Source organism: Chryseobacterium sp. X308 (assembly GCF_020733145.1).
Lineage (GTDB): Bacteria > Bacteroidota > Bacteroidia > Flavobacteriales > Weeksellaceae > Chryseobacterium > Chryseobacterium cupriresistens.
The window spans coordinates 37,334-53,108 of sequence record NZ_JAJFZH010000024.1; the positions used below are offsets into that span (position 1 = coordinate 37,334).

At 39.2% G+C, this 15,775-nt stretch carries 11 protein-coding genes; 5 read left to right on the forward strand and 6 right to left on the reverse strand.

What is annotated here, in order from left to right; all coding sequences use genetic code 11:
- Positions 1-541 precede the first annotated feature (541 nt).
- The 5 genes from LIV57_RS19880 (at position 542) to LIV57_RS19900 (ending at position 8,326) form a co-directional block, all read left to right on the forward strand.
- Positions 542-2,017, forward strand: coding sequence for a PhoX family protein (locus tag LIV57_RS19880; protein WP_227943990.1), 1,476 nt, complete (start codon positions 542-544; stop codon positions 2,015-2,017).
- Positions 2,018-2,087: 70 nt separating this feature from the next.
- Entirely contained in the window at positions 2,088-3,902 is a 1,815-nt protein-coding gene (locus LIV57_RS19885) for a cytochrome-c peroxidase (RefSeq protein ID WP_227943991.1), read from the forward strand.
- A gap of 306 nt (positions 3,903-4,208) precedes the next feature.
- On the forward strand, positions 4,209-6,536 hold the full coding sequence (locus LIV57_RS19890) for a hypothetical protein (RefSeq protein ID WP_227943992.1): 2,328 nt from the start codon (positions 4,209-4,211) through the stop codon (positions 6,534-6,536).
- A 75-nt stretch (positions 6,537-6,611) separates the two neighbouring features.
- Entirely contained in the window at positions 6,612-6,848 is a 237-nt protein-coding gene (locus tag LIV57_RS19895; RefSeq protein WP_227943993.1) for a hypothetical protein, read from the forward strand.
- An 8-nt stretch (positions 6,849-6,856) separates the two neighbouring features.
- The gene (locus tag LIV57_RS19900; protein ID WP_227943994.1) at positions 6,857-8,326 is read left to right on the forward strand and encodes a M20/M25/M40 family metallo-hydrolase; all 1,470 of its coding nucleotides are present in this window, start codon (positions 6,857-6,859) and stop codon (positions 8,324-8,326) included.
- A gap of 138 nt (positions 8,327-8,464) precedes the next feature.
- Here LIV57_RS19900 and ilvA read toward each other — a convergent pair whose 3' ends face one another.
- The 6 genes from ilvA to ilvE form a co-directional block, all read right to left on the reverse strand.
- Positions 8,465-9,727 (reverse strand): threonine ammonia-lyase, encoded by a 1,263-nt coding sequence (gene ilvA / locus LIV57_RS19905; RefSeq protein WP_227943995.1) that lies wholly within the window; start codon positions 9,725-9,727, stop codon positions 8,465-8,467.
- An 11-nt stretch (positions 9,728-9,738) separates the two neighbouring features.
- Positions 9,739-10,785, reverse strand: a complete 1,047-nt coding sequence (ilvC, locus tag LIV57_RS19910; RefSeq protein WP_110009246.1) for a ketol-acid reductoisomerase — start codon at positions 10,783-10,785, stop codon at positions 9,739-9,741.
- Between the two features lie 39 nt (positions 10,786-10,824).
- Positions 10,825-11,106 carry a hypothetical protein gene (locus LIV57_RS19915; RefSeq protein WP_110009245.1) on the reverse strand — a complete coding sequence of 94 codons (282 nt, stop codon included), beginning with the start codon at positions 11,104-11,106 and terminating at the stop codon, positions 10,825-10,827.
- Between the two features lie 18 nt (positions 11,107-11,124).
- Entirely contained in the window at positions 11,125-12,846 is a 1,722-nt protein-coding gene (gene ilvB, locus LIV57_RS19920; protein ID WP_227943996.1) for a biosynthetic-type acetolactate synthase large subunit, read from the reverse strand.
- A gap of 5 nt (positions 12,847-12,851) precedes the next feature.
- On the reverse strand, positions 12,852-14,534 hold the full coding sequence (gene ilvD, locus LIV57_RS19925) for a dihydroxy-acid dehydratase (protein WP_227943997.1): 1,683 nt from the start codon (positions 14,532-14,534) through the stop codon (positions 12,852-12,854).
- 179 nt (positions 14,535-14,713) lie between these two features.
- Entirely contained in the window at positions 14,714-15,586 is an 873-nt protein-coding gene (gene ilvE / locus LIV57_RS19930) for a branched-chain-amino-acid transaminase (protein WP_227943998.1), read from the reverse strand.
- Positions 15,587-15,775: the final 189 nt, after the last annotated feature.

The window sequence follows — 15,775 nt, forward strand, 5'->3', positions numbered from 1 at the left end:
TCCTATCTATCCTATTATATTCTTAACGCAAAGTTTTTCGTATAGCACGTCGTATTGATGGGAGCAAAGATGAAAATCAATTTCATTGATTCTGACTAAGCTTGAGTAATAATTATACTTCCATCAGATAAAGCAAAATCCCCATAAACATCTGTGTCATCCGTGAAATCCGTGGGAGATTAAAATAAAATAATTTAAGAAAAGGTTACACAAGCGGGATATATGTTTTATTTAACGCGAAGGATCGCTAAGAAACATTATTTTATACACTCATCTATCAAATGATTGCATTTTTTGCTAAATGGAATGCCTTTGCGAACGAAAAAAGCAGAAAATAAAACTTTTGCTTACTCTGCGCTATACCATACTATTCTTTATTACTAAGATTTCATCACAGTCTTTTTTATTTATACCCGTTCTAATTATTGATCTTATCTTAACAAACCATTACTTAATCTTAAACTATTTGTTTTATCTTTTTAAAACTCAGTTAATACAAGACCTTTAGTTTTGCCATAATCGAAATTCAAAAAATGTAATTATGAAAATAAACAAAACTATTGGAGCTCTGGTCTTTGCTTCTCTTGTATTTCAAGGCTGCAATGATGACAACGGTAACTCGGACGCTCCTGTCAATGATAAAATCAAACTTGAAAATTTTTCTAAAGAACCCGCTTTCGTTTATGGAATGAAAGATTTTGAAAATTTAAATATAACCACCCTTATTTCCAGTTCCGATGTGCTTCCGGGTTCACCGGATTTCGTTTTCGGAGGACAGCCGGACGGAATGGGACTTATGAAAGATCCAAACTCTGACGGTTACCTGATGATTACCAACCATGAGATCAAGCAATCGGTATCAAGAGTCTATTTAGACAAAACTTTTAAGCCTGTAAAAGGAGAATACATATTAAACGGAACCGGAGGAATGACAAGATTATGCTCCGCTACGTTGGCAACCCCTGAAATTCATGGTTTCAGTGCATTCCTTACCGCAGGAGAATCAGGTGAAGAAAGTATGGTACATGCTTTAAACCCTTTGGCACCCGTGTCTCAGGCAACTGATAAAACAAGGGTAAAACCGGCATTAGGAAAGGCTTCTATGGAAAATGCGGTTCCGCTTCCTAAAGATGTTTCCAACGGAAAAACCTATATCATCATTGGTGAAGACCAGTCTTATTCTTCTTCTCACCAGTCTGCAGGACAGTTGATTATGTATGTTGCCGATACACAGGGAGATCTTGATAACGGTAAGTTGTATTCTTTAAAAAGAACCAACAGCAACTATACTGAAACGGATATGACGAAAGGAAGCAGCTATGATGTAGAATTCGTGGAAATTCCGAACGCTAAAAACCTTACCGGAGCTCAGATCAACCAGAAAAATATTGACAATAATGCGATCCGCTTTTCAAGAGTAGAAGATGTAGATTACAGAAAAGGAGCTGGAAAAGGAAGAGAAATCTACTTTACTGCTACCGGTGAATCTTCCGACGGGATCAATCCCAAAGCCGGATTAACCATGTGGGGAAGAGTCTACAAGCTTGTTCTGAACGCCAATAATATGCTGACAGGAAAACTGGAAGTGGTGGCTGAAGGAGACTCTAATCCGGGAAATAATCTGATCAATCCTGACAACTTATGTGTGACTGAAAACTTCGTATACATCCAGGAAGACGGAGATTCTTATTACAAAAATGCCAATCACGATTCTTATATCTGGCAGCTGAATATTGCCACCAAACAATACAAACCATGGCTGAACATGAGGCACAACAGAGGTGACTCTGCATGGCAGACAGCGTATAACCAATCCGGAGATCTGCAGAAGTACGGTTCATGGGAATTCGGGGCAATGGTTGATATTTCAGACATCATCGGAATTCCGAATACATTCTCTGTGAATATTCACTCTCATACCTGGCAGCTGGATAAATTCAAAAATCCTGACGGTTCCGGAATCAACGCCAACAAAGAAGGCGGACAGATTGTTATCATCAGAAACGTAGAAAAATAGTTCTAATTCCTTCATATCAAATTCAATTAAAGTATCAATAGAAAACCTCTGTTGATACTTTTTCATACTTATGAGTAAACTTTCAAAATACCCGATACTCCTTTTCTTATACTGTGCAGCAGCACTTCTTACGCTTTACCATTGCAAAAATGATAAGCAGCAGCCCATATACGAAGATCTTGGTTCTGTAAAAATCAGGATCATCAAAACCAATGCTGATTTTGAAAAACAGATCAATGAACTGAAGGCTCTTGTTGCTAAAGATGCTGATGAAAAACTTCTTCGGGAGAAATTCCAGGATATCCGAAAAACCTACAAAAAAATGGAATGGGCTGTAGAGTACTTCCTTCCCCACTCTGCAAGGTTTATCAATGGCCCGGCCCTTCCCGAAATAGAAATGGACGAACATACTGAAATAGAGCCGGAAGGTTTACAGGTGCTGGAAGAGATGTTATACCCTTACGAAAAAGCGAATAAAGAAGAAGTAATCCGGATGCTTAATAAGCTCATCAATAAAAGCAATACCATTGATACCAACTTTCAGGTCATCACGATCAGTAAAGACCAGGTTTTTGATGCATTAAGACAGGAGACTTTCAGAATTTCCAGCCTGGGAATTTCAGGTTTTGACACCCCGGTTTCGGGGACATTTTTACAGGAAATGCCTTCTTCTCTGGAAGGAATAAAAGAAACGCTGGTACAGATTTCCACTGACCGCTCTAAAAACAAAGCTTTAAAAAATATTATTACAGCAATCAATTCAACCATTGAAATACTGAAAAAAAACACAGACAAAAATACGTTTGACTACGTGAATTTCATTCCGGATCATTTGCAGAGGATCACAGCTTTGATGCTAGATTTTAAAAAGCAGGAGAACATCCCGGACGTTGACGTAACAACTGCTTTGAACAAAAATGCAGCTACTTTTTTCAGCAAAAATGCTTTTAATCCTGATGCTTTTATTCCGGGAAAAGAATATGCCTACTCTGAAGAAAAAGCTGCTCTTGGCCACCAACTTTTTAATGATAAAATTTTGTCGAATAATAACAACCGGAGCTGTGCCACCTGTCATATTCCTGAGAAAGCTTTTACAGATGGACTGAGCAAAGCAATGTCCCTTGAAAATTCGGAACTGGCAAGAAATACCCCTTCGCTCAATTATGCAGGCTATCAGCATGGTCAGTTTTGGGATATGAGAAAGGATGATCTGGAAGGACAGAGTTCTGATGTAATCTCCAATAAAGAAGAAATGCACGGTGATCTTAATATTATTCTTGCTAAAATCAACCAGGATAAAAACTATCAGGCCGCATTTAAAAAGATCTATCATTCACAAAAAACCGAGGTCTGGCAGCTTCAGAATGTATTGGCAAGCTATATCCGCTCTCTGGCAAAATTCAACTCTGATTTTGATGAATATATGAGAGGAAATAAATCAGCGATGACAGACAATCAAAAGCGTGGTTTCAATCTTTTTGTGGGAAAAGCCCAGTGTGCCATCTGTCATTTCCTTCCCTTATTCAATGGAACGGTTCCTCCGAATTTCAAAAAAACAGAACAGGAAGTCCTGGGAGCTGCAATGAACGGAGAAAATAAAGTATTTGACACAGATCCGGGACGGGGAAAATTCCATGAAACAGTTTCTTCCCTCCAGCATTCCTTTAAAACACCCACACTTAGAAATATTAACAAAACAGCTCCTTATATGCACAACGGAGGATATAAAACCCTGAAAGAAGTGATGAATTTCTATAACAAAGGCGGAGGAAAAGCTTTCGGATTTAAAGTAGATAATCAGACACTTTCCGACGCACCGTTACAGCTTACCGATCAAGAAATTGATGATATTATTGAATTTATGAAAGCGCTGGATGATCAATAAATACGATTCTAAAACACAAAACAACGAAAAACCATTAAAACTCCTGGGCTTTAACTGCAAAGGAGTTTTTTATTTAGAAATTCAGGTAAAACACAGAAAGGCTATGCGGCTCATTTCTTTGTTTGATTTTACCTTTGGAAAGTCCATGAAAACATTAGATTAAATCAATGTTATACTCTGTTAAAAACTTTTTTACAACAATAAATATCATTATTTTTGACGTAGTTTTTTTACATGAAAAGGGGTTTACTGTTATTATTTTTCCTGATCTGCTTTTTGGGGTATTCACAATCAAAAATTAAGGTTGTGGATGACGCCAGCCAAAAACCTGTCTATAAAGCAAAGGTATCCTGTGACAATGCAGTTATCGGATATACGAATGAACAGGGTATTCTGGAGTTTAAAACAGGATGTAAAAATATTGATATCGATGCAGATTCTTATCAGAGAGAAAGTATCACAGTTGAGAGCAGCATGGAAGTTTCCCTGCTAAAAAAAACATCACAGACAACCAACATTGAAGCGGTTGTTATTGAAGACAAAAGTGATCCCAGGGCTCTGGAAATTCTTAAAAAAGTCAATAAATTATTCAAAGAAAACTCACCCAAAAGTTTAGGATCCTACTCCTACAAATCCTACGAAAAAATCTCTCTGGATATTGATGAGGACAGTCTTTCGCAGTTTAATCAGTATTTTAATGATTTAAATATTTTCAAGAAAAAAAGGGAAAAAGACTCGCTGAATAATATCAACGCAAGAAAAATATTTTCAAAAAGTAAACTCTTCCTTTGGGAAAGAGCTCAGGAGTTTTTGTACTCCCAAAAGTATGGTGAAAAGATCAATATTCTGGACAACAGAATCTCCGGTCTGAAGCAGCCTATTTACGAAATGATCGCACTCCAGCAAAGTAACAGGGATGTTGTTCCCGAACAGATAAAACCCGAAAACAGAGGGCTTTACAGATTCTTTCTTTCAGATACGGTTACCCTTGACGGAAGGAAAAACTTTGTAATCCGCTTCCGTGAGGTAAATTACAAAAAGCCGGACAGAAAACGAAAGTATAACGGTGCTATTTATGTAGATACTGAAACCTACGGAATCAAAAAAATTGAGAATTTCAGTAAAAATAAAAACGAAGGAATTATTACCAGTACCTGGGTATTCTACAATAACAAATGGTTCCTTGCCCATGAAAAAGCCAAGCTTAAAATGGGTAAAATGGCCATGGATGACAAAGTGCATGCCGATGATAAGAAAGACAAAAAAAGCTTCGGGACCTATGCTTTCCTTACCTCAAAATATTTTGATTTCGAATCTCCTATTGAAGAAGATCCAAAGGATTTCAAAGGCTATACTTTCTCGGTAAAAAATATTGACGGTCAATCTCTGGACCGCTACAGGACAGATCCCCTTACCGAAAGGGAACAAAATACCTATAAAACCATCGACAGTTTAGGTAAAAAATATAAAATCGACAGCAAAGCGCAGATTTTATCAGGTTTACTGAACGGGCAGATCAGAGTCGGTTCTGTAGACTTTGCTGTGGATGAAATTGTCAATTATAACTCCTATGAAGGTTTCAGATTAGGTTTAAAAGCCAAGCTGAATGAAAATTTCAACCCTTATTTTTCACCGGACTACTATTTTGCATATGGTGTGAAAGACCGAAAATGGAAGTACGGAATGGGGCTTGATATGAAAACCACACTGGAAAAGAATTCCTTTTTCAGATTTGAAGTGTATGATGATGTGACAGCATCCGGAGAATTCAACCGAAAAATGTGGAATTTCAAGATGAGAATGATGAACTTCGGGAATAATTTGAATAATGACCGGTATTTCCACTTTAAAGGAATGTCATTATCTTACCTGAACGATGTCACCAACGGACTTACCGTTGCTCTTGCCGTAAGAAGAAACACAGAAGAAGCTGAATTCGATTATCAGTTCAGAGACCGGGGAACATCTTACAGAAACTTCAATACCCTTTTCACCCTGAAATATTCTCCGAATTCTACCAATATTATGACCCCTCAGGGAAAATCTCTGATTGATCAGAAATATCCTGAACTGTATTTTAATTATGAGCAGAGTTACAAAATACTGCAGGGGGATTTTAATTATTCCCGTTTTGATGCTTTGTTTGTTCATAATTTCAAAACACCGATCGGGACTACAGGGTTCCGATTATATGGAGGTCTTGTTCTTGGTGGGGCGCCTATCTGGAAAAACTTTACGATGAACGGACTGGCCTCTCCTGGTAAAGACTTCAATTTTAACCTTACATCTTACCTTGGGTTTGCCACACTGGAAGGCGGAAAATACTATAATGACAGGTTCATAGCGTATTACTTTACGCATAAACTTCCATGGTATCTGAAAAGTTTCGGACACAATGTTTCCAGCTTTGATTTTGTCTTAAGAGGAACCATCGGTGATATGAAACATCCGGAATACCACCAGTTTAAATTCAGAAAACTGGATCACCTGTATCAGGAAGTCGGTGTGGAATGGAACAATTTCCTTTCCAGCTATTTTAATCTTGGGGTATTCTACAGAGTGGGTTATTATGCAACGCCTCATTTCAAAGAAAACTTCGCCATTCAGTTTAAGCTGAAATTTCTCGAGTTTTAATCGTCCGGAAAATACTAAATCTTTATTTTTGAATCAGAATTCAGAGGTATTCAACGACAATATATAAAAAAGAACATGCAGAAAATCGAAATCAAAGCAGAACAGTTTTTTGAATTATTAAAATTAAAAGACACTCCGATGTGGGAAATTTTCTCACAGATGATCGATGGAAATGAAAAGGAAATTATCTTTTTAGACCATGAAGACAAGATCCTTTTTAATTATATTCTACCTTCTACACAGGAAAAACTGGAAGAAGACAGAAAAGAATTTTCAAAACAGTTTTCAGAGAAACTAGCTGAATTTAATTAAGCAATGTTATGAATAAAAATTATATTTTTTCTCTGTTAAGCCTTTTCCTGTTTACCCTCGGAAATGCTCAGAATTATAAAAAACCTTTAGTTTCTGCTATCAAAGAATCTGATCTCCGCACCGATATGTATCAGCTTGCTGCAGACCAGTTCTGGGGCCGTGAAGCAGGAACTCTGGATGAATTGAAAGTCTCTATGTGGCTGGCTGACAAAGCTAAAGAAGCCGGAATGAAACCTGCCGGAGATAACGGAACTTTTTTTCAGTTCTTTGACATGTACAGACATCAGGTGATCCCGCAAAGCACCCTGAAAATTGGAGACAACAGTTTAAAATTATGGAAGGATTTTCTGGTTGCAGAACCTGTAAATGCTTCTGTAGATGCTGAAATTGTATATGCCGGAAATACAGAACCGGAAGAGCTTGCCCAATTGAATATCAAAGGGAAGGTTCTTGCGGTAAATGCATCCGACAAAAATATTTCTAAGGATATGACTCTTTTTGTAAGGAGATACCCCGGATTTGTAAGAAATAAATATTACAATAAAGCCGCTGAACTGGGAGCAAAAGCCATTATTTTCATCACCGATGATATTTCCGAGCAAAGCTGGGTAGAAGTACTGCCTCAAATGACAAGAGGAAGCTACGGAGTGGAAGGATTAAGAGAAAAAATCACCAATAATATTCCTGTTTTGTGGATCAAAAGAGAAAATGCCAACTGGGTAAAAAACAATCCGAAAGCATCTTTAAACCTGATCACTGAAACCTACAAATACCCTTCAGTAAATATTATCGGAAAAATTGATGGTACAGATCCTGTTCTTAAGAATGAATATGTTTTACTAAGCGGGCATCAGGATCATGACGGAATCAGACATCCTGTAAAGAACGATACCATCTATAACGGTGCTGATGATAATGCAAGCACCTGTGTGGCGATGCTTGCAATGGCCAGAGCTTACAAAAAACAGCCGGGAAAAAGAAGCATCCTTTTTGTTTTCCATGGCGCTGAAGAAAGAGGATTACTGGGTTCAAGATGGCATGCAGCCCATCCTGTTGTTCCGAAAGAGAAAATTGTAGCCGTACTGAATGGTGACATGATCGGGAGAAATGACAATAATGAAGCCGCTTTATTAGGAGGAAATGCTCCACACAAAAATTCTGAAGAGCTTGTTAAAATGGCTGAAGATGCCAATAACGAAAGCACAAAGTTCAAATATCTGAAGGATTGGGATTCTCCAAGCCATGCTGAGTATTTCTATTTCAGAAGTGATCATCTTCCGTATGCTAAAATTGGCATTCCTGCTGTATTCTTTACCAGTGTTCTGCATGATCAGTACCATACCCCGCAGGATGAATCAGAAAATATCAATTACAAAAAGCTGTATAAAATGACGGAATGGATGTACAGAACATCCTGGAAAGTTGCTAATGAAGCAGAACGTCCGAAAGTAATTTCGAATTTTTCGCTTGAAAGATAATCTATAAAAAGAATTATATTTCTTATGTCATTGATTCTGTCAAAAAAACAAAAAAGCTTCACTGATTGTGAAGCTTTTTCATCATTGTGTTTTTAGAATCTGATTTGTGCACGAAATAATTTAGTATTGAATATGATTTTAAATAAGCAAATTCATCAGAGAAGGGTCATTGTTCAGATAGTTGACAAAGAAATCATATCGTTTCATCTTATCGATCAAAGGAGTGAAATCTTTGTTTTGTTTCAGAGCAATTCCTACCACCGCGATTCCTTTTTCTTTTGAATTTTTTTGAGTGTATTCAAAATAAGTGATGTCATCATCAGGTCCCAGTACATCCATTACAAAGGTTTTCAATGCTCCGGGGCGCTGTGGAAATCTGACCAGGAAATAGTGCTTTAATCCTGCATGAAGCAATGCTTTTTCCTTGATTTCTTCCATCCGGGTAATGTCATTATTGCTCCCGCTGATAATACATACTACGTTTTTACCTTTTATTTCATCCCTGTATTTTTCCAATACTGCTACTGAAAGTGCTCCCGCCGGTTCAACAACAATAGCATCTTTATTATACAAAGACAATATGGTTTCACAGACAAGTCCTTCATCCACTGTAGCCATATCGTACAGGATATCTTTACAGCGTTCAAATGTAATATCTCCCACTTGCTGTACGGCTGCTCCGTCTACAAAACGGCTGATCTTTTCAAGAAGAACAGGTTTTCCCTTTTCAAGGGCTTTTTTCATGCTTGCTGCTGCGGAGGGCTCTACCCCGATAATCTTTGTTTGCGGAGACAGATGCTGAAATACTGTGCAGATTCCTGCTGCCAGTCCGCCGCCGCCGATCGGTACAAAAAGATAATCAACCACACCTTCTGTCTGTTCCAGAATCTCCAGTGCTGTTGTTGCCTGTCCTTCAATAATCGCCGGATCATCAAAAGGATGGATAAATACGCTGTTATGGTCTTTACAAAACCTCATCGCAGCATCTTTAGATTCATCGAATGTGTCTCCAAATAAAATAACATCAATGTATTCTCCACCGAACATTTTCACCTGTTCAAGCTTTTGCCCGGGAGTTGGCAAAGGCATGAAAATCGTTCCTTTCACCTTCATGGTCTGGCATGCAAATGCAACTCCCTGCGCATGATTTCCGGCACTGGCACACACAACACCTTTTGAAAGTTCTTCCTCAGACATGGTGGCCATCTTGTTATAGGCACCTCTTATTTTATAGGATCTTACCCTTTGAAGATCTTCTCTTTTAAAATAAATATTCGACTCATAAATAGCTGACAGATTGTTATTGACAACCAAAGGTGTTTTTACCACTACATCTTTTAATCGTTCCTCCGCTTTATAGACATTCTCTAGAACGGAGGAACTTACTTCCTCTTTCATCATCTGTTTATTTATTAATTATTTTCTGGTCTCAGGCTTCGTACTGTTTTCCCGGCCTTCCACATTTCGCTTTCTCTTAGCTCACTAAGTTCAGCTTCCAGTTTTTCACGGTAATCCGGCTTGCTGTTGCTGTCAATCGAACGTTGTGCTTCGTTTCCTTTGGCTACATTGTCATACAGCTCTTCAAACAAAGGTGAAGTGGCATCTCTGAAACGTTTCCACCAGTCCAAAGCTCCTCTCTGAGCGGTTGTACTGCAGTTGGCATACATCCAGTCCATTCCGTTTTCTGCTACCAAAGGCATCAATGACTGAGTCAGTTCTTCTACGGTTTCATTAAAGGCTTCAGAAGGGCTGTGTCCATTTTTTCTCAATACATCATACTGAGCGGCAAATATTCCCTGTACAGCTCCCATCAGCGTTCCGCGTTCTCCGGCAAGATCGCTGTATACTTCTTTTTTAAAATCGGTTTCAAAAAGATATCCGCTTCCGATCGCAATACCTAATGCTGTCACTCTTTCTCTGGCTTTTCCTGTAGCATCCTGATATACGGCAAAACTGCTGTTCAAACCTCTGTTCTGCAAAAACATTCTCCTCAAGGATGTTCCTGAGCCTTTCGGAGCTACAAGAAATACATCTACATCAGCTGGAGGAACGATTCCTGTACGCTCGCTGAACGTAATTCCGAAACCATGAGAAAAATACAACGCTTTCCCTGGAGTAAGATGCTGTTTTACTTTCGGCCAGTATTCAATCTGTGCAGCATCACTCAGAAGATAGCAGATAATCGTTCCTTTTTCCAATGCTTCTTCAATTTCAAATAATGTTTCTCCCGGTACAAATCCGTCTGCTATTGCTTTATCCCAAGATTTGGAGTTTTTTCTCTGCCCTACAATCACATTAATTCCGTTATCTTTCTGGTTCAAAGCCTGCCCGGGCCCCTGTACTCCATATCCAATTACTGCTACAACTTCATCTTTTAGTGCTTCCTGAGCTTTTTCCAACGGAAATTCTTCTCTAGTTACTACGTTCTCCTCTACTCCTCCAAAATTCAATTTTGCCATTTTTTTTGATTTTATTTATTGATGTTTAATTTTTTGCGCTTAACTAGCATATTCTACTGCGGTCAGATATGGATTTCTGTGATAATGTACTTCCAGAACGTCTACCTGCTTTTCCATTTGTCTGCTGATCTTCTGAACAGAATCTTCTGTTTCTCTGATAACAATAACAAACTTTTTTACTTTTTCCATTTCTGAAGGACCAACATTAAAGGTCACCATAGAGATTCTTCTTCTCGAAAAAATAGCATTGATGCGGCTGATCAATCCTAAATAATCTTCTGTATACGCTGTAATGGTATATTCTTTATGATCTGTTTTCATCTTTTTTATTTTTAAATTTTATTTATTGTTTAATACAATTTCCGAAACACTTTTTCCCTGAGGGATCATCGGAAATACATTGTGTTCTTTTCCTGTCATTACTTCAAGGAGGAAAGATCCTTCATGGTTAAGCATTTCTTGGAGTCCTGCTTTCAGGTCTTTTCTCTCGGATACTTTTTTTCCGGGAATATTATATCCTTTTGCCACCTGAACAAAATCAGGACTCTGAATATCTACAGAGGAATATCTTTCTTCGTGAAACAATTCCTGCCACTGTCTTACCATTCCCAGATAGCAGTTATTCAGAATTAAGATCTTCACTTCCGGATGATACTGCATTATGGTTCCCAGTTCCTGAATGTTCATCTGAGCTCCCCCGTCTCCCATCACAGCAATAACAGGACGGTTTGTTTCTGCATAAGATGCTCCTATTGCAGCGGGAAGACAGAATCCCATGGTTCCCAGCCCACCGCTTGTGACATTGGTTCGGGAATGTTTGAACTGAGAGTATCGGCATGTCGCCATCTGGTGCTGTCCTACATCTGTTACAATTACTGCTTCACCTGCTGTTATCTCATTCAACTGGCGGATAACCTCTCCCATTGTAATCTCACCTTCTTCAGGGTAAAGTTCCGTATGAATCAGATTGATGCTTTCAATTTCATGACATTTTTTAAATCTTTTATGCCAGTGATGATGTTCTCTTTTTACGATCTTTTCTGTAAGAAGAGGAAGCGTATGTTTGCAGTTTCCCAGAACGGGAACATCTGCTTTTACATTTTTATTGATCTCCGCATTGTCAATATCCAGATGAACAATCTTTGCCTGTTTCGCATACTGATCCAATCTTCCGGTCACACGGTCATCGAACCGCATTCCTACAGCAATCAGAACATCACATTCGTTGGTTAATATATTCGGGCCATAGTTTCCGTGCATTCCTACCATTCCTACCGCTTGTGGATGGTGAGTTGGAATAGCACTCATTCCCAGAACCGTCCATGCTACCGGAATTCCTGATTTTTCTGCAAACTGTAAGAACTCCTTTTCAGCTTTTCCGAGCATAATCCCCTGTCCTGCAATAACAAATGGCTTTTCGGCATTATTAATCAACTCTGCAGCTTTTCCGATATTTTCCATACATGGATCGGGATCCGGTTTATAGCTGCGTAATGTGTGGCATGGTGAATAGCCTTTATAAGCAACAGACTGCAGCTGAGCATTTTTAGTCACATCAATCACTACGGGCCCGGGACGGCCTGACTTTGCAATGTAAAATGCTTTTGCCAATACTTCGGGAAGCTCGTGAGCATCCGTCACCTGATAATTCCACTTGGTAACCGGGCTTGTGATGTTCATCACGTCTATTTCCTGAAAGGCATCAGTTCCGAGAAGGTGTTCAAAAACCTGTCCCGTAATACATACCAAGGGGGTATTATCGAGTAAAGCATCAGCCAGTCCCGTAACGAGATTAGTTGCTCCCGGGCCGCTGGTAGCCAATACAACACCAACTTCTCCTGAGACTCTTGCAAGACCTTGTGCCGCATGCACTGCTGCCTGCTCGTGACGTACAAGGATATGTTTCAGGTTTTCTTTATAGTCGTAAAGGGCATCATAAATAGGGATAATAGCACCTCCCGGATATCCGAAAACGGTTTTCACTCCTTCCTGAAGAAAGGCTTCAAGAATGATCCGGCTTCCGCTCAGTTGTATTTCTGTTGATAAATTCGGGTTTTCCATATTTTTTATTGAGTGATTTCGTCTGTTACACAGCCTTCTGCCGCTGATGATACTGTTAAAGCATATTTATAAAGCAATCCTTTCTGTACTTTAAGAGCTGGTTTTTGCCATCCTTTTTTCCTTCTTTCTATTTCTTCTTCTGAAACTTTGAGCTGTATAGTATTGTTGACAGCATCAATTTCAATCAGGTCATTATCGTTTACAAAGGCTATCAAACCTCCTTCGTGCGCTTCGGGAGTGATGTGTCCTACTACAAAACCATGAGTTCCTCCGCTGAATCTTCCATCTGTAATCAAGGCTACACTGCTTCCCAGGCCTGCCCCGATCAGCGCGCTCGTGGGTTTCAGCATTTCAGGCATTCCGGGAGCACCTTTCGGACCTTCATGACGGATGACAATCACATCGCCATGCCGGACGGTTCCATCCTGAATTCCTCTGATCAGATTTTTTTCGCCATCAAATACGCGGGCTTTTCCTACGAAGCGCTCCCCTTCTTTTCCTGTAATTTTGGCTACACTTCCTTTTTCAGCAAGATTTCCGTATAATATTCTCAGGTGCCCTGTTTCTTTTACAGGTTCTGATAATGGTTTAATGATCTTTTGAGTAGTAAAATCCAGATCGGGAACATTTTCTAAATTCTCTGCTACTGTTTTTCCGGTTACCGTTAAGCAGTCACCATGTAATAATCCCTGATTCAAAAGGTATTTCATGACGGATGGTATTCCTCCGTGTTCATACAGATCCTGCATCAGGTATTTTCCGCTTGGTTTTAAATCTGCCAGTACCGGAGTTTTATCACTCATCTTCTGAAAATCATCCTGAGTAAGCGGTACTCCCACACTTTTTGCCATAGCTATAAAATGCAGAACGGCATTGGTACTTCCTCCAAGAATAACAATCATGCGCAGCGCATTTTCAAAAGCTTTGCGGGTCATGATATCCGAAGGTTTGATGTCCTTTTCCAGTAATACTTTCAGGTATTTTCCTGCTTCAAGGCATTCTTCCTGTTTTTCTTTGCTTAAAGCCGGGTTGGAAGAAGAATACGGAAGGCTCATTCCTAAAGCCTCTATCGCGGAAGCCATTGTATTGGCTGTATACATTCCACCACATGCACCGGCTCCTGGGCAGGAATTTTTTACAACTCCATCAAAATCTTCTTCGGTAATTTCTCCTGCAATCTTTTTCCCCAACGCTTCAAAAGCCGAAACGATGTTAAGCTGTTCTCCTTTATAGCAGCCTGGAGCAATTGTTCCTCCGTATACCATGATGGATGGTCTGTTCAGCCTTCCCATTGCAATGATAGTTCCCGGCATATTTTTGTCGCAACCAGGCAATGCGATCAATCCGTCGTAGTATTGCGCTCCACAGATGGCTTCGATGCTGTCGGCAATCACATCACGGCTTACCAGAGAATAGCGCATTCCATCTGTTCCATTGCTCATTCCGTCACTTACTCCGATGGTGTTAAAAATCAATCCGGCTAATCCGTGGTTCCATGTTCCTTTTTTTACGACCTGGGCAAGATCATTCAGATGCATATTGCAGGTGTTTCCGTCATAGCCCATACTGGCAATTCCGACCTGAGCTTTGTGCATGTCTTCTTCTGTAAATCCTATCCCGTACAACATGGCTTTGGCTGCGGGTTGTTCACTGTTTTGCGTGAATGTTTTTGAATATTTATTTAACATACTTTTCCTACATTTTCTATTCCTTTCTCTTCTTCAAATAGAGTTTTTTACTAAATTTTGATCCAAAACTACATTTTGTAATATTCTTTTCATTTTCGTTTTTTCCAAAAACTACAATATTCAATTGTTTAAAAAATGAATTTATTTATTTGATAATCAAATATTTAACTTCTTAAAATTTACAATGACAGAACTCTTACCAATTTCAAATATGCCTGTTGTACTCTCCTGCTCGCCGTATTTTCCCAATTTTTGGAAAATGGAACATCATCAAGTGAATCCAGGGCAACAATTTCTGCTGCCGTACCACAGAAAAAGCCTGCATCTGCACCTCTCATTTCTTCAGGTTTGAAAAAAGTTTCCTTTACCGGAATAGCTAGCTCGTTACAAATTTCCATAACGGTTTGCCTTGTAATACCCGGAAGAATACTTCCTTTGGCCGGAGTATATAAAACTCCGTCTTTTTCGTAGAACACATTGGCACCTGAACTCTCCGCAACATTTCCGTTTTCATCCAGAACCAGCGCTTCATCATAGCCTTTGTCTTTCGCATCCTGGCAGGCCAATATTGAGTTTACATAATGCCCTCCTACTTTGGCTTCCACCTTGAATGCCTTAGGATTAGGGCGTTGAAAAGGGGAAGTCATAATTTTCATTTTATCCGCCAGATAGCCGTTGTTCCATTCCCATGCAAGAAGAGACAGATAAGATTTTTGTCCTTTTGAAAGTGACATATTGGGCGAACACGTAACCAACGGACGGATATAAGCATCTGTAAATCCATTACGATCCAGAAGTTCATAGGTAAGTTCTGTAAGTTGGTTTACGGAATAACCGAAGGGAATATGCATTAATTCAGCTGATCTTTTTAGTCTTTCATAATGCTCTTTTGCTTTGAAAATCCGGGTTCCGTGGTCTGTGCTGTAGGATTTAATGCCTTCAAAAACAGAGTAACCATAGTGAAGTGATTGGCTGTAAAGATCAGTTCCCGCATCTTTCGCTTTCATAAATTTTCCGTCAAAGTAGATGGTCGTGTCGTCGTTGTAATACATATTATAGAAGTTTAAAAAATTAACAAATGGAAATAAAAAAAGCCCTCTCACGCTGTGAGAGGGCTCAATATATGTACAGTCATACACCTTCCTTCTCACAGCCGTAAGGGAATAATAATGACGATAATAATTACTGATAATAACTGGTACATACTTTTATACCTGTCCCTTATACCCATCTGACGCTGC

Coding starts and splice junctions, on each gene's coding strand:
- LIV57_RS19880 (WP_227943990.1), top strand. CDS start 542: ATGAAAATAAACAAAACTATTGGAGCTCTGGTCTTTGCTTCTCTTGTA.
- LIV57_RS19885 (WP_227943991.1), top strand. CDS start 2,088: ATGAGTAAACTTTCAAAATACCCGATACTCCTTTTCTTATACTGTGCA.
- LIV57_RS19895 (WP_227943993.1), top strand. CDS start 6,612: ATGCAGAAAATCGAAATCAAAGCAGAACAGTTTTTTGAATTATTAAAA.
- LIV57_RS19900 (WP_227943994.1), top strand. CDS start 6,857: ATGAATAAAAATTATATTTTTTCTCTGTTAAGCCTTTTCCTGTTTACC.
- ilvA (WP_227943995.1), bottom strand. CDS start 9,727: ATGATGAAAGAGGAAGTAAGTTCCTCCGTTCTAGAGAATGTCTATAAA.
- ilvC (WP_110009246.1), bottom strand. CDS start 10,785: ATGGCAAAATTGAATTTTGGAGGAGTAGAGGAGAACGTAGTAACTAGA.
- LIV57_RS19915 (WP_110009245.1), bottom strand. CDS start 11,106: ATGAAAACAGATCATAAAGAATATACCATTACAGCGTATACAGAAGAT.
- ilvB (WP_227943996.1), bottom strand. CDS start 12,846: ATGGAAAACCCGAATTTATCAACAGAAATACAACTGAGCGGAAGCCGG.
- ilvD (WP_227943997.1), bottom strand. CDS start 14,534: ATGTTAAATAAATATTCAAAAACATTCACGCAAAACAGTGAACAACCC.
- ilvE (WP_227943998.1), bottom strand. CDS start 15,586: ATGTATTACAACGACGACACGACCATCTACTTTGACGGAAAATTTATG.